The 14,227-nt window shown below is 69.4% G+C and carries 12 protein-coding genes; 10 read left to right on the top strand and 2 right to left on the bottom strand.

What is annotated here, in order from left to right; genetic code table 11:
- Nucleotides 1-73: 73 nt before the first annotated feature.
- From OTB19_RS15475 to clpX, 3 genes are all read left to right on the top strand, one after another.
- Complete coding sequence (locus OTB19_RS15475) at nt 74-691, top strand: ATP-dependent Clp protease proteolytic subunit (protein WP_053674923.1); 618 nt, start codon at nt 74-76, stop codon at nt 689-691.
- A gap of 53 nt (nt 692-744) precedes the next feature.
- Entirely contained in the window at nt 745-1,419 is a 675-nt protein-coding gene (locus OTB19_RS15480; protein ID WP_324290523.1) for an ATP-dependent Clp protease proteolytic subunit, read from the top strand.
- A 153-nt stretch (nt 1,420-1,572) separates the two neighbouring features.
- Nucleotides 1,573-2,859, top strand: a complete 1,287-nt coding sequence (gene clpX, locus OTB19_RS15485; RefSeq protein WP_053674927.1) for an ATP-dependent Clp protease ATP-binding subunit ClpX — start codon at nt 1,573-1,575, stop codon at nt 2,857-2,859.
- Nucleotides 2,860-2,941: 82 nt separating this feature from the next.
- Here the strand turns inward: clpX and OTB19_RS15490 are convergent, their stop codons facing one another.
- Nucleotides 2,942-3,907: a hypothetical protein gene (locus OTB19_RS15490; protein ID WP_267798784.1), complete on the bottom strand. Its 966-nt coding sequence runs from the start codon at nt 3,905-3,907 to the stop codon at nt 2,942-2,944.
- 194 nt (nt 3,908-4,101) lie between these two features.
- Here OTB19_RS15490 and OTB19_RS15495 point away from each other — a divergent pair, with 194 nt between their 5' ends.
- Nucleotides 4,102-6,723 carry a valine--tRNA ligase gene (locus OTB19_RS15495; RefSeq protein ID WP_267798785.1) on the top strand — a complete coding sequence of 874 codons (2,622 nt, stop codon included), beginning with the start codon at nt 4,102-4,104 and terminating at the stop codon, nt 6,721-6,723.
- Nucleotides 6,724-6,973: 250 nt separating this feature from the next.
- A complete protein-coding gene (locus tag OTB19_RS15500) occupies nt 6,974-8,122 on the top strand; it encodes a sensor histidine kinase (RefSeq protein WP_267798786.1) in 1,149 nt (382 codons plus the stop codon).
- 44 nt (nt 8,123-8,166) lie between these two features.
- Here OTB19_RS15500 and OTB19_RS15505 read toward each other — a convergent pair whose 3' ends face one another.
- Nucleotides 8,167-9,216, bottom strand: a complete 1,050-nt coding sequence (locus OTB19_RS15505; RefSeq protein WP_267798787.1) for a rod shape-determining protein — start codon at nt 9,214-9,216, stop codon at nt 8,167-8,169.
- A gap of 117 nt (nt 9,217-9,333) precedes the next feature.
- On the opposite strand from OTB19_RS15505, the gene folC reads away from it, so the two are divergent.
- From folC to mreC, 5 genes are all read left to right on the top strand, one after another.
- On the top strand, nt 9,334-10,872 hold the full coding sequence (folC, locus tag OTB19_RS15510) for a bifunctional tetrahydrofolate synthase/dihydrofolate synthase (RefSeq protein WP_420716844.1): 1,539 nt from the start codon (nt 9,334-9,336) through the stop codon (nt 10,870-10,872).
- Between the two features lie 4 nt (nt 10,873-10,876).
- Nucleotides 10,877-11,230: a DUF4233 domain-containing protein gene (locus OTB19_RS15515; protein ID WP_267798788.1), complete on the top strand. Its 354-nt coding sequence runs from the start codon at nt 10,877-10,879 to the stop codon at nt 11,228-11,230.
- A 109-nt stretch (nt 11,231-11,339) separates the two neighbouring features.
- Nucleotides 11,340-11,750 carry a nucleoside-diphosphate kinase gene (gene ndk, locus OTB19_RS15520; RefSeq protein ID WP_053674942.1) on the top strand — a complete coding sequence of 137 codons (411 nt, stop codon included), beginning with the start codon at nt 11,340-11,342 and terminating at the stop codon, nt 11,748-11,750.
- 329 nt (nt 11,751-12,079) lie between these two features.
- Complete coding sequence (locus tag OTB19_RS15525) at nt 12,080-13,099, top strand: rod shape-determining protein (RefSeq protein WP_008738981.1); 1,020 nt, start codon at nt 12,080-12,082, stop codon at nt 13,097-13,099.
- Between the two features lie 174 nt (nt 13,100-13,273).
- Nucleotides 13,274-14,215 (top strand): rod shape-determining protein MreC, encoded by a 942-nt coding sequence (gene mreC, locus OTB19_RS15530; RefSeq protein ID WP_053674944.1) that lies wholly within the window; start codon nt 13,274-13,276, stop codon nt 14,213-14,215.
- The last annotated feature ends 12 nt before the right edge of the window (nt 14,216-14,227 follow it).

Consider the following 14,227-nt stretch of genomic DNA (forward strand, 5'->3'; position numbering starts at 1 on the left):
GTACCGGTTGGTCCGCGCCCCAGAACGAGACGCTGAGACGGCATGTGGCCGTCGGAGACGAGCAGGTGGATACGTGACGAATCTGAAGCCTTACGCCGCGGGTGAGCCGTCCATCGGTGGCGGCCTCGGCGACCATGTCTACAACCGGCTGCTCGGCGAGCGCATCATCTTCCTCGGCCAGCAGGTAGACGACGACATCGCGAACAAGATCACGGCGCAGCTCCTGCTCCTGGCCGCCGAGCCGGAGAAGGACATCTTCCTGTACATCAACAGCCCCGGCGGCTCGGTGACGGCCGGCATGGCGGTCTACGACACCATGCAGTACATCCCCAACGACGTCGTCACCATCGGCATGGGCATGGCGGCCTCCATGGGCCAGTTCCTGCTGACCGGTGGCGCCAAGGGCAAGCGCTTCGCCCTGCCGAACACCGACATCCTGATGCACCAGGGTTCCGCCGGCATCGGTGGCACCGCGTCCGACATCAAGATCCAGGCCCAGTACCTGCTGCGCACCAAGCAGCGCATGGCCGAGATCACGGCGTTCCACTCGGGCCAGACTGTCGAGGCGATCATCCGCGACGGTGACCGCGACCGCTGGTTCACCTCCGAGGAGGCCAAGGAGTACGGCCTCATCGACGAGATCATCTCGGCCGCGTCCAACGTTCCGGGCGGCGGCGGCACGGGGGCCTGATCCCCGGCAAGCACCGTCAGTCCCCAGTCGACAGCCCGCAGAACGCCACCAGGATGGTGAACACCCAGATGCACATGAACAACCTCTCTCCCGCGAGCGGCCTTTACGCCGGCGCTCAGGTGGACAACCGCTACGTCATCCCGCGCTTCGTCGAGCGCACCTCGCAGGGCGTGCGCGAGTACGACCCGTACGCGAAGCTCTTCGAGGAGCGCGTGATCTTCCTCGGCGTGCAGATCGACGACGCCTCCGCCAACGACGTGATGGCGCAGCTGCTGTGCCTGGAGTCGATGGACCCGGACCGCGACATCTCCATCTACATCAACAGCCCCGGTGGCTCCTTCACCGCGCTGACGGCGATCTACGACACCATGCAGTTCGTGAAGCCGGACATCCAGACGGTCTGCATGGGCCAGGCGGCCTCCGCCGCCGCGGTCCTGCTCGCCGCCGGCAGCCCCGGCAAGCGCATGGCCCTTCCGAACGCCCGTGTGCTGATCCACCAGCCCTCCGGCGGCACCGGTCGCGAGCAGCTCTCCGACCTGGAGATCGCGGCCAACGAGATCCTGCGCATGCGTGACCAGCTGGAGACCATGCTGGCCAAGCACTCGACGACGCCGCTGGAGAAGATCCGCGACGACATCGAGCGCGACAAGATCCTGACGGCCGAGGACGCCCTGGCGTACGGCCTGATCGACCAGATCGTTTCGACCCGCAAGAGCAACGCGGTCTGATCCTTGCCGCCAGTTGGCGTGGGCGTTTCGCCGGACGAGGCGATGTGAACCACGTCAAGGGGGCCCCGCAGGGGCCCCCCGGCAAGGTACCGTCGGATATGAGGCACCAGGAGCGCTGAACCAGGCGTCTCCCAGGCGAAGGGGAAGCACCTCGTGGCACGCATCGGTGACGGCGGCGACCTGCTCAAGTGCTCGTTCTGCGGAAAGAGCCAGAAGCAGGTGAAGAAGCTCATCGCAGGACCCGGTGTGTACATCTGCGACGAGTGCATCGACCTCTGCAACGAGATCATCGAAGAGGAACTCGCGGAGACCTCCGAGGTCCGGTGGGAGGAACTCCCCAAGCCCCGTGAGATCTACGAGTTCCTGGAGAGCTACGTCGTCGGCCAGGAGCCGGCGAAGAAGGCGCTCTCCGTCGCGGTCTACAACCACTACAAGCGGGTCCAGGCCGGCGAGAACGGCGGCGCGCAGGGCCGGGACGACGCGATCGAGCTCGCGAAGTCCAACATCCTGCTGCTGGGCCCGACGGGTTCCGGCAAGACGCTGCTGGCGCAGACGCTGGCCCGCATGCTCAACGTCCCGTTCGCCATCGCCGACGCGACGGCGCTGACGGAGGCCGGCTATGTCGGCGAGGACGTCGAGAACATCCTGCTCAAGCTGATCCAGGCGGCCGACTACGACGTCAAGAAGGCCGAGACCGGGATCATCTACATCGACGAGATCGACAAGGTCGCCCGCAAGAGCGAGAACCCGTCGATCACCCGCGATGTGAGCGGCGAGGGCGTGCAGCAGGCCCTCCTGAAGATCCTGGAAGGCACGACGGCCTCCGTCCCGCCTCAGGGTGGGCGCAAGCACCCGCACCAGGAGTTCATCCAGATCGACACGACGAACGTGCTCTTCATCGTGGGCGGCGCGTTCTCGGGTCTGGAGAAGATCATCGAGTCGCGCGCGGGCGCCAAGGGCATCGGCTTCGGTGCGACGATCCGCTCGAAGCGCGAGATCGAGGCGAGCGACCAGTTCCACGAGGTCATGCCGGAGGACCTGGTGAAGTTCGGGATGATCCCCGAGTTCATCGGTCGTCTGCCCGTGCTGACCTCCGTGCACAACCTGGACCGCGAGGCCCTGCTCCAGATCCTGATCGAGCCGCGCAACGCCCTGGTGAAGCAGTACCAGCGGCTGTTCGAACTCGACGGTGTCGAGCTGGACTTCGAGCGCGAGGCGCTGGAGGCCATCGCCGACCAGGCCATCCTCCGCCAGACGGGTGCGCGAGGCCTGCGCGCCATCATGGAAGAGGTCCTGATGTCGGTGATGTACGAGGTCCCGTCCCGCAAGGACGTGGCCCGCGTGGTCATCACCGCGGATGTCGTCCGCTCCAACGTCAACCCGACGCTGGTCCCGCGGATCGTCCCGAAGGACCAGGGCCCGCACGAGAAGTCGGCGTAGCGACAACGCGGTTGTGAGAAGGGGGCGCCCCGGCCGGTCGGCCGGGGCGCCCCCTTCTCTCACGTCGTGGGACGCTCGCGGTTCACTTCTTGACGCGGGCGCTCTTGTAGAGCTTCGCCGCGAGGTCGGCGTTCTGTTCCAGCGTGTAGCCCGTCTTGCCACTCAGCACGGCGGCCACGTCGACCGTCGTGACGATGCCCACGGTGCTGAAGTCCCCCCAGATGCAGACGGGGGCGACGAGTTCCTTGGGGCCGAGGCCCGTGGCCTTCTTGGAACTCAGCTTGATTTCCTGGCACTTCATGACGGCGCCCTTGAACCCCTCGGGACTGATCTCCTTGGGGGTGCCGATGAGTTCGGCAGTGCCGTCCTTGCTGCCCTTGGCCGCGTTGAGCTTCGCCAGGGCGAAGTAGCCGTCGATCGTCTTCTCGGGGCTCGCGATCTCGCCGTAGACGCCCTGGAAGTCGATGGTCTTGATCGACAGGGGGTTGTTCGGGTCACCGCTCTGGTAACCCATGCTCACCTTGTTCGGGTCCTTGATGCCCGCGGCCTCGGCCTTCTGGCGTTCTTCGTCGGTGAACTCCGGCTTGTTGTACTTCGGGTTCTGCTTGAAGTCGTCCACGTTCGCCGGGGCGACCAGCTTGTAGCCCTTGGTGTCGTCCGACACCGCGCCCCCGCCGCCGCTGCCCAGGAAGTACCAGGCGCCGCCCGCGATGGCCGCCACCAGGACGACCGACAGGACGATCACGCCGGCCTTGGACTTCTTCGGCGGCTGCTGCGGCGGCATCCCGCCGTATGGCGGCTGCTGGGGCGGGATCCCCGGCTGTTGCGGGTAGCCGTAGCCAGGCTGCTGCGGGGGCTGCTGGGGGTAGCCGGGCTGCTGCGGGTACCCCTGGGGGGCGCCCGGCGGGGGCGGCTGCTGGGGGTAGCCGTAGCCGGGCTGCGGGGCAGGTTGCCCGTACGGGTTCGGCTGCTGCGGAGGCGGGCCTCCGTAGGGCCCGGGCTGCTGCGGCTGCCCGCCGCCGTACGGTCCCGGCTGGTTGTAACTCATGACCGCGTCCCCCTTTAGGAACTTCTTATGTTGCTCTCATCCTGACGGAAGGACGGCGGGTTCCGGCCGCCGGGGCCCCAGGCGTTACGGAACCACGACGCCGGCGCCGCCCCGATCGGCGAGGTCGTCGGGGCGCGGGCCGGGAGACGGAATGGATTCGTGACTGGGGCGGCGGCGCCCGTATCCTGTGCCCCGTGACCGAGAACACGCAGACACCCAGCGCCCCCACCTCCGAACTGCCGACCCAGTACGCGCCGGCCGAGGTAGAGGGAGAGCTCTACGAGCGCTGGGTGGAGCGCGGTTACTTCACCGCCGATCCGGCGAGCGAGAAGCCCCCGTACACCATCGTCATCCCGCCGCCGAACGTCACCGGCTCGCTCCACCTGGGACACGCCTTCCAGCACACGCTCATGGACGCCCTCACCCGCCGCAAGCGGATGCAGGGTTACGAGGCGCTGTGGCTGCCGGGCATGGACCACGCCGGCATCGCCACCCAGAACAAGGTCGAGCAGCAGCTCGCCGAGGAGGGCAAGTCCCGCCACGACCTGGGCCGCGAGGAGTTCATCGAGCGCGTCTGGCAGTGGAAGGAAGAGTACGGCGGCAAGATCCTCGGCCAGATGCGTCGCCTCGGCGACGGCGTCGACTGGTCGCGTGAGCGCTTCACCATGGACGAGGGCCTGTCCAAGGCCGTCCAGACCATCTTCAAGAAGCTCTACGACGACGGACTGATCTACCGGGCCGAGCGCATCATCAACTGGTGCCCCCGCTGTCTGACCGCCATCTCCGACATCGAGGTGGAGTACCAGGACGACGCGGGCGAGCTGGTCTCGATCCGTTACGGCGAGGGCGAGGACAGCCTCGTCGTCGCGACGACCCGCGCCGAGACGATGCTCGGTGACACCGCCGTCGCCGTCCACCCCGACGACGAGCGGTACAAGCACCTCGTCGGCACCCGGATCAAGCTTCCGCTGACCGACCGGACCATCCCGATCGTCGCCGACACGCACGTCGACCCGGAGTTCGGCACCGGCGCCGTCAAGGTGACGCCCGCGCACGACCCGAACGACTTCGCGATCGGGCAGCGCCACGACCTCGAATCCATGACGATCATGGACGAGCGGGGCGTCATCACCGTCCACGGCCCCTTCCAGGGCCTGGACCGCTTCGAGGCCCGTTCGGCCGTCGTCGGCGCACTGCGCGAGCAGGGCCGCATCGTCGCCGAGAAGCGCCCGTACCAGCACTCCGTCGGGCACTGCTCGCGCTGTAGCACCACCGTCGAGCCGCGCCTGTCGCTCCAGTGGTGGGTCGGCGTCAAGCCGCTCGCCACCGCGGCGGGCGACGCGGTCCGTGACGGCCGGGTCGCGATCCACCCGCGCGAGATGGAGAAGCGCTACTTCGACTGGGTCGACAACCTCAACGACTGGTGCATCTCGCGCCAGCTGTGGTGGGGCCACCGGATCCCGATCTGGTACGGCCCGGAGGGTGAGATCGTCTGCGTCGGACCGGACGACGAGATCCCGACCGGCGAGGGCTGGACGCAGGACACCGACGTCCTCGACACGTGGTTCTCCTCCGGCCTGTGGCCGTTCTCCACGCTCGGCTGGCCGGAGAAGACCCCGGACCTGGAGAAGTTCTACTCCACCGACGTCCTGGTCACCGGCCACGACATCATCTTCTTCTGGGTCGCCCGGATGATGATGTTCGGTCTGTACGCCATGGACGGCGAGGTCCCCTTCAAGACGATCGCGCTGACCGGCCTGGTCCGTGACGAGCGCGGCAAGAAGATGTCGAAGTCCTTCGGCAACGTCGTCGACCCGCTGGACTGGATGGACAAGTACGGCTCCGACGCCGTCCGCTTCACCCTCGCCAAGGGCGCCAACCCCGGCACCGACGTCCCGATCGGCGAGGACTGGGTCCAGGCGTCCCGGAACTTCGCCAACAAGATCTGGAACGCGACCCGCTTCGCGCTGATGAACGGCGCCACCGTCGAGGGCGAGCTGCCGGCCCCCGAGCAGATGTCGGCGACCGACCGCTGGATCCTGTCGCGGCTGAACAAGACCGTCGAGCAGGTGGACGCGTACTACGAGGACTTCCAGTTCTCGAAGCTCAGCGAGGCCCTCTACCACTTCGCGTGGGACGAGGTCTTCGACTGGTACGTCGAGCTGTCGAAGACGACGTTCTTCGCGGGCGGCGAGGGCGCGAAGGTCTCCGGCCGCGTCCTCGGCGAGGTCCTCGACGTCACGCTGCGCCTGCTGCACCCGGTGGTCCCCTTCGTCACCGAGACCCTGTGGACCACGCTCACGGGCGGCGAGTCCCTCGTCATCGCCGACTGGCCCAAGGACAGCGGCTTCCGCGACGAGGCCGCCGAGCGGGAGATCGAGAACCTCCAGGCCGTCGTCACCGAGGTCCGCCGCTTCCGCGCCGACCAGGGCCTGCAGCCGGGCCAGAAGGTCCCGGCCCGCCTGGACCTGGCCGGTACCGCGCTGGCCGCGCACGAGGGCGCGATCCGGCAGCTGCTGCGCCTCCAGCCGGAGGGCGATGACTTCAGCGCCACCGCGACCCTGCCGGTCGGCGGCGCCACCGTCGCGCTCGACCTGTCGGGCACCATCGACGTGGCCGCCGAGCGCAAGCGGCTGTCGAAGGACCTGGCCGCCGCGGAGAAGGAGAAGCAGCAGGCGGAGGGCAAGCTCGGCAACGAGGCCTTCCTCGCCAAGGCCCCCGACAACGTCGTGGACAAGATCAAGGGCCGGCTCGCCAAGGCCGAGTCGGACATCACGCGAATCCAGGCCCAGCTGGACACGCTGCCGCCCGCGTAGCGGCCGGCCGGCAGGGCACGGGCGAAGGCCCCCACACCGTCGAGCGGCGTGGGGGCCTTCGCCGTACACCGCCCCGCCGCCCATGCCTTTCGCCACCCGTGCCGCGCCGCACGCCGTCCCGTCGACGGTCGTACGTCGCACGGGATGGGGCCGTCCGGCTCTGTCAAAAACCATCCCGAGTGCCACAAATCACTTCTTATGCCCCGCCATCTCATTCGATCGGGGCCGCTCACCACGGATGATGGGGGACATGCACGCCAAGCCCGTCGTCTCGGCGCTCCGCCAAGCCGCGGCCACCGGCCGCCGACTCGGCGAGGGCTGGGCCGGGTCCCCGCGGGCCATGGACGTCCTGACCGCCCTGAGCTGCCTTGCGCTGATGGCGCTGGACCTGCCGGGCCTGGCCGCCGCCGACAACTCGCTCAACGGCTGGATGGCCGCCGCCGTCCTCACCGCGGGCTGCGCGAGCCTGCTGGTGCGGCGCCGAATGCCCTGGCTCGCGTACCTCACGGCCCTGCTGTTCGTCGGATGGCTGCACGAGCTGACGTTGATCCAGTTCGCCCTGTACTCCGTCGGCCGCTACCGGGGCCGGCGGGCCGGGATCCTGGCCACCCTCGGGTACGTGGCCTTCGCGCTCGCGGTGTTCTGCGTGCCGGGATGGCCCGAGCCGCGGGTGCAGAGCCTCAGCGCCTTCCTCAGCCTGGTCGTGCCGATCGGGGTGCTCGCCTCGGCCGTCGGGATCGCCGCGTACCGGCACGACCTGGTGCGGGAGCTCGACGTGCGGCGGGCCGAGTCGGCCGTCCTGCAAGCCGTCCAGCAGGAGCGCACCTCCGTCGCCCGCGACGTGCACGACTTCGTCGGGCGGGAGCTGACCCTGCTGACCGTGCGCTCCGAGGTGCTGTCGACGCGGGCGCGCGAGACGACGTACGCGAAGGACTTCGAGGAGCTGGCCGACACCGCGCGCCGCGCCCACCTGGTGCTGAACGAGATCATCGTGCAGCGCGGCGGCCCCTCCGCGACGCCCGGCGTCGACGGCCTGGCGGCGCTGGCGCAGGAGAGCGGACGGGCCGGCTCGCCCGTCCGCCTGGTGATGGATCCCGAGGTGCACGAGGTGTCGCCGCTGCGCCAGGCCGCGGTCTACCGGGTGGTGCAGGAATGCCTCACCAACGCGGCCAAGCACGCCCGGGGCGAGACCATCGACGTGTCGATCGAGGCGGCCGGTCCGCACCTGCGGATCGCCGTCATCAACAGCCTCCCCGAACGCACCCCGGCCCGCGCCCCCGTCTCGGCGGGCTCGGGCACGGCGAGCATGTCCGAACGCGTGCGCAGCCTGGGCGGAACCCTGAAGGCGAAGCGGACCGACGAGTCGTACGTGGTGATCGCCACGCTGCCGCGCGGCTAGGTCGGCTCTTTCGGATCGTGCCGGGCGCGGCGCGGTGCGGCCGGTCAGGCCTTGGCGGGGGACAGCAGGCCGTTCAGGGTGTCGAGGTCCTCGACGCACTTGCCCGACCCCAGCGCCACACAGTCCAGCGGGGCGTCCGCGACGAACACCGGGATGCCGGTCGCGGAGGCCATGCGCAGGTCCAGGCCCGGAAGCAGGGCGCCGCCGCCGGTGAGGACGATGCCGTGCTCCATCACGTCGCCCGACAGTTCCGGCGGGCATTCCTCCAGGGTGCCGCGCACGGCGGCGATGATCGCCTCGACCGATTCGTCGAGGGCGGCCCGGACGTCGACCGCGGTCAGTTCCAGGGTCTTCGGCATGCCCCCGACCTTCTCGCGGCCCCGCACGGTGAAGGCGCGGGTCTCCAGTTCGGGCCGGTCCGGGACCGGCCAGGCCGAGCCGATGGCGACCTTGACGTCCTCGGCGGTGCGCTCGCCGACGAGCAGCCCGTGCGCCTTGCGGACGTGGTCCATGATCGCGGCGTCCAGTCGGTCCCCGCCGACCCGCAGCGAGCGGGAGGTGACGATGCCACCGAGCGAGATGACGGCCACCTCGGTGGTTCCGCCGCCGATGTCGACCACCATGGAGCCGCGCGCCTCGGACACGGGCAGGCCGGCGCCGATCGCCGCCGCCATCGGTTCCTCGATCAGGTGCACGGTCCTGGCGCCGGCCCGGGTGGACGCGTGGACGATGGCCCGTCGTTCGACCGGGGTGACCCCGGACGGCACGCAGACCACCATGCGGGTGCGCGGCCGGCGGCCCGGGACGGCCTTGCGGACGAAGTGCCGGATCATCTCCTCGGCGGCCTCGTAGTCGCAGATCACCCCGCCCTGGAGGGGGCGGATCGCGGTGATGGAACCGGGGGTGCGGCCGATGGTCTCCTTGGCCTCGGTTCCGACGGCCAGCGCGGTGGTCGTACCGGCCTTCACGGCCACCACGGACGGCTCATTGAGGACGATGCCGTGGCCCCGGGCGTAGACGAGCGTGTTCGCGGTCCCGAGGTCGATCCCTATGTCGCGGCTGGAATTCGTCTTGTTGCTGCTGGCCTGCGGCATTTGTTCCCCTATCTCCTGCCCGCAAGGCTTGCATAACGATCCGGTCGCTTTGATCGCCGAAGGTCCTGAAACGGCCGGGCCGAAAGTCCTGCGGGTCCTCGTCCGTAGACTGGCCCCGTGAGTGAGCAGCAGCCCGAGAGCCATGGCCCCGACGAACCGGGCCGCCCCTTCGACGGGATCGACGCGTTCGACCAGATCATCGCGGAGGAGTCCGACCGCGACCCCGACCTGGCGGTGATCGAGGCCGGTAGTCGCACCCTGCGCGCACACGGCGGAGCACCGCTGGGCGACCAGGTGCCCGCCGTCCCCACCGACCCGGAGGTGGCCAAGGCGCTGCAGGAGGTGGAGCAGGAGCTGGCCGGCCGCTGGGGCGAGACGAAGCTGGAGCCGTCGGTCTCGCGGATCGCCGCGCTGATGGACGTACTCGGCGAGCCGCAGCGCGCGTACCCGTCCATCCACGTCACCGGCACCAACGGCAAGACCAGCACGGCCCGCATGATCGAGGCCCTGCTGAACGCCTTCGAGCTGCGCACCGGGCGCTACACCAGCCCGCACGTGCAGTCGGTCACCGAGCGGATCAGCCTGGACGGGGCGCCGATCACCCCGGAACGGTTCGTGGAGACCTACCACGACGTCAAGCCGTACGTGGAGATGGTCGACGCCGCCGAGGAGTACCGGCTGTCGTTCTTCGAGGTGCTCACCGGGATGGCCTACGCGGCCTTCGCGGACGCCCCCGTGGACGTGGCGGTCGTCGAGGTCGGCATGGGCGGCACCTGGGACGCCACCAACGTGATCGACGGCGTGGTCGCCGTGGTCACCCCGATCAGCCTCGACCACACCGACCGGCTCGGCTCCACCCCCGGCGAGATCGCGCAGGAGAAGGGCGGCGTGATCAAGCAGGACGCCACCGTCATCCTGGCGCAGCAGCCGGTCGACGCGGCGCAGGTGCTGCTGAAGAAGGCCGTCGAGGTCGACGCGACCGTGGCCCGCGAGGGCATGGAGTTCGGGGTCGTCTCCCGCGAGGTGGCGGTGGGCGGCCAGATGCTGACCCTGCGCGGCGTGGGCGGCGAGTACGACGGCATCTTCCTCCCGCTGTACGGGGCCCACATGGCGCACAACGCGGCCGTGGCGCTGGCGGCGGTCGAGGCCTTCTTCGGGATCGGCGCGGAGCACGCGCGGGAGCTGGACACGGACACCGTGCGCAAGGCCTTCGCCTCGGTGACCTCGCCGGGCCGCATGGAGGTCGTCCGGCGCAGCCCCACCGTGGTCCTGGACGCGGCCCACAACCCGGCGGGGGCCCGGGTCACCGCCGAGGCCGTCACCGAGGCGTTCGGCTTCAGCCGGTTGATCGGCGTCATGGCCGCCAGCGAGGGCAAGGACGTCAGAGGCGTCCTGGAGGCCTTCGAGCCGATCTTCGCGGAGATCGTGGTCACGGAGAACTCCAGTCACCGGGCGATGTCGGCCGACGAACTGGCGGGCGTGGCGGTCGAGGTCTTCGGGGCCGACCGGGTGCAGGTGGAGCCGAGGCTGGACGACGCCCTGGAGGCGGCGATCACCCTGGCGGAGGAAGAGGCCGAATACGGCGGGGCCGGGGTCCTGGTGACCGGCTCGGTGATCACGGTGGGCGAGGCCCGCCTGCTGTTCAAGAGGGGCTGAGGGAATGCGCACGCTCTGCGCGAGCACGCTGATCGGCGAGTTCTTCGTGATCGGGTTCGCGGGCCTGGTGGCCATGAAGGACCCGGACCTGACCCAGGCCACCGTGTGGACGGTGTGCGGCGTCGCCATGCTGCTGTCGGTCCTGCTGTGCGGGATGTTGTCGCGGCCCGGCGCGGTGCAGCTGGGATGGGCCCTCCAGGTGGGCCTGATCCTCAGCGGTTTCGTGGTGCCGACGATGTTCTTCCTCGGGGCGGTCTTCGCCGGCCTGTGGTGGTGCTCCGTGCACTACGGGCGCCGCATCGACGACGTGAAGGCCCGTTGGGCCGCCGCCCATCCGGAGCACGAGGCACAGGCCTGAGGTCACGGCCGCGTCACCCCTGGGCGGCCGGCACCCGGCGGGGGCGGCCCGGCCCCGGCGCACCTGTAGATTCGTCCCACCGCACCCGTTTGCCGCAAGGAGTTACCACATGACCCAGCGCACCCTCGTCCTGCTCAAGCCCGACGCCGTCCGTCGTGGCCTGATCGGCGAGATCATCGGCCGCATCGAGCGGAAGGCCGGCTGGACCATTCCCGCGCTGGAGCTGCGCACGCTCGACCAGGAGACCCTGGAGGCGCACTACGGCGAGCACAAGGGCAAGCCGTTCTACGAGCCCCTCATGGGCTTCATGTCCGGCGGCCCGGTCGTCGCGCTCGTGGTCGAGGGCGAGCGCGTGATCGAGGGCGTTCGCGGCCTCGCCGGCCCGACCGACCCGATCGCCGCGGCGCCCGGCTCGATCCGCGGCGACTTCGGTTCCATCACCCGGGAGAACCTGATCCACGCCTCGGATTCCGAGGAGTCCGCGGAGCGCGAGCTGAAGCTGTTCTTCCCCGCGCTCTGAGGCCGTTCCCCCATCAAGCGGAACGCTGTCACCGCAGTCTCTTCTGACGCGAGATCAGCCGAATAGCGCTCACGACCTGGGGCGACCGAAGTAATTTCGGTCGCCCTTCGGTATTACCGGCGCCGACGGGGAACGCATGTGCAGGACACGACGTCACCACTAAGGGGGCGGGTATCCGTTCCGGCGGGATTACCGGAGTCCCGTCGCGCGATGTCCGTACTTGCGGCACTACGATGGGGCCTCCACCCACACACCCACCTCGCCGACCTGACAGCAGCCGCTATCAACTGGAAGGCCAGACGCTCCTCATGGGGAACAAGGGGAACACTATGTCGTTCATCGGCCGTGACATGGCGATCGACCTCGGGACCGCCAACACGCTGGTGTACGTGAGGGGCCGGGGGATCGTCCTGAACGAGCCGTCCGTGGTCGCCATCAACACGAACACCGGTGGCATCCTGGCGGTCGGCTCCGAGGCGAAGAAGATGATCGGGCGGACGCCCGGCAACATCGTCGCCGTCAGGCCCCTCAAGGACGGCGTGATCGCCGACTTCGAGATCACCGAGCGCATGCTCCGGTACTTCATCCTCAAGATCCACAAGCGCCGTTACCTGGCGCGTCCGCGCGTGGTGGTCTGCGTGCCCTCCGGCATCACCGGAGTGGAGCGCCGCGCCGTCATCGAGGCGTCCACGCAGGCCGGCGCCCGCCAGGTACACATCATCGAAGAGCCCATGGCCGCCGCCATCGGCTCGGGCCTGCCCGTCCACGAGGCCACCGGCAACATGGTCGTGGACATCGGCGGCGGCACCACCGAGGTCGCCGTCATCTCCCTCGGCGGAATCGTCACGGCACAGTCCATCCGGGTGGCCGGTGACGAGCTGGACAACGCGATCATCCAGCACATCAAGAAGGAGTACTCGCTCCTCCTCGGTGAGCGCACCGCCGAACAGATCAAGATCACCATCGGTTCGGCGTACGACCTCGACAAGGACGAACACACCGAGATTCGCGGCAGGGACCTGGTGTCCGGGCTGCCGAAGACGGTCGTGATCTCCGCCGCCGAGGTCCGCAAGGCCATCGAGGAGCCGGTCAACGCCATCGTCGACGCGGTCAAGACGACGCTCGACAAGTGCCCGCCGGAACTCTCCGGCGACATCATGGACCGCGGCATCGTCCTGACCGGCGGCGGCGCGCTGCTGCGCGGCCTGGACGAGCGACTGCGCCGTGAGACCGGCATGCCGATCCACATCGCGGAGGACCCGCTCGACTCGGTCGCGCTCGGCTCCGGCAAGTGCGTGGAGGAGTTCGAAGCACTCCAGCAGGTCCTGGACGCCCAGCCCCGGCGGTGATCGACTCCCCGTCCACGGGGCACGCGGAACACAAGGATCCGCCGTACGGGTGCTAGCGCGCCGGTGCGGCGGATCGTTGATATACAGGCAACAGTCCGGTGCGATCACAGCTGCACGTCTCACCGGAGCGGCTCTGCCGCACGGGTATCTACGAGGAAGGCACGGCCGCCGCACGTGAGGGACACACGAGAGAGCCGGCTGCTCCTGGTGCTTCTGATCGCCATCGCGTTCGCATTGATCACGGTGGACATCAGAGCGGGCGAGGAGTCACCGGTCGACGGTGCCCGACAGGCCGCCGCAGCGGTCTTCGGCCCCGTCGAAAAGGGCGTGGCGACGGCGGTGGATCCGGTCGCCCACGCCATAGGAGCCGTTCGCGACTCCGGCGAGCGCCACAACCGGATCGCGACCCTGGAACGCGAGAACACCGCGCTCAAGGCCAAGCTCGGCAGTGACGACCAGAACCGCAGCCGCGTCCGCGAGCTCGACGAGATGCTCAAGCGGGCCGGCGCGGGCCAGTACGGCATCAAGGGCGCCGAGGTCATCGCGATAGGAGCGGCCCAGGGCTTCTCCTGGACCGTCACCATCGACGCCGGCAGCAAGGACGGCATCGAGCGCGACATGACCGTCCTCAACGGGGAGGGTCTCGTCGGCCGGGTCTCCACCGTCGGCCCCGACACCGCCACCGTGGTCCTCGCCAACGACCCCGACTTCACCGTCGGCACCCGACTGGAGAAGACCGGCGAACTCGGCTTCGCCACCGGCCAGGGCGACCGCGCCCTGTCCGTGCAGATGCTCAACGGCAAGGCCAAGATCAACGCCGGCGACCGGCTCGTCACCTTCGGCTCGCGCGGCAACAAGCCGTTCGTGCCCGGCGTGCCGATCGGCGAGGTGGTCAAGGTGGACCCCTCCCGCGGAGACCTCACCCGTACCGTGTGGGTGCGCCCGTTCGTGGGCTTCTCGCGCCTGGACATCGTCGGCGTCGTCGTGATGCCGCCGCGGGAGGACCCGCGCGACGCGGTCCTCCCGCCGAAGCCCGCCGCACCCAAGCCCACCCCGACGGTCACCGTCACGGTCACCCCGTCCGCCAGTGTGCCCGGCAAGCCGGACGACGAGTAGGAGCTGACCGAC

The sequence above is a fragment of the Streptomyces sp. H27-H5 genome, from assembly GCF_026627505.1.
Lineage (GTDB): Bacteria > Actinomycetota > Actinomycetes > Streptomycetales > Streptomycetaceae > Streptomyces.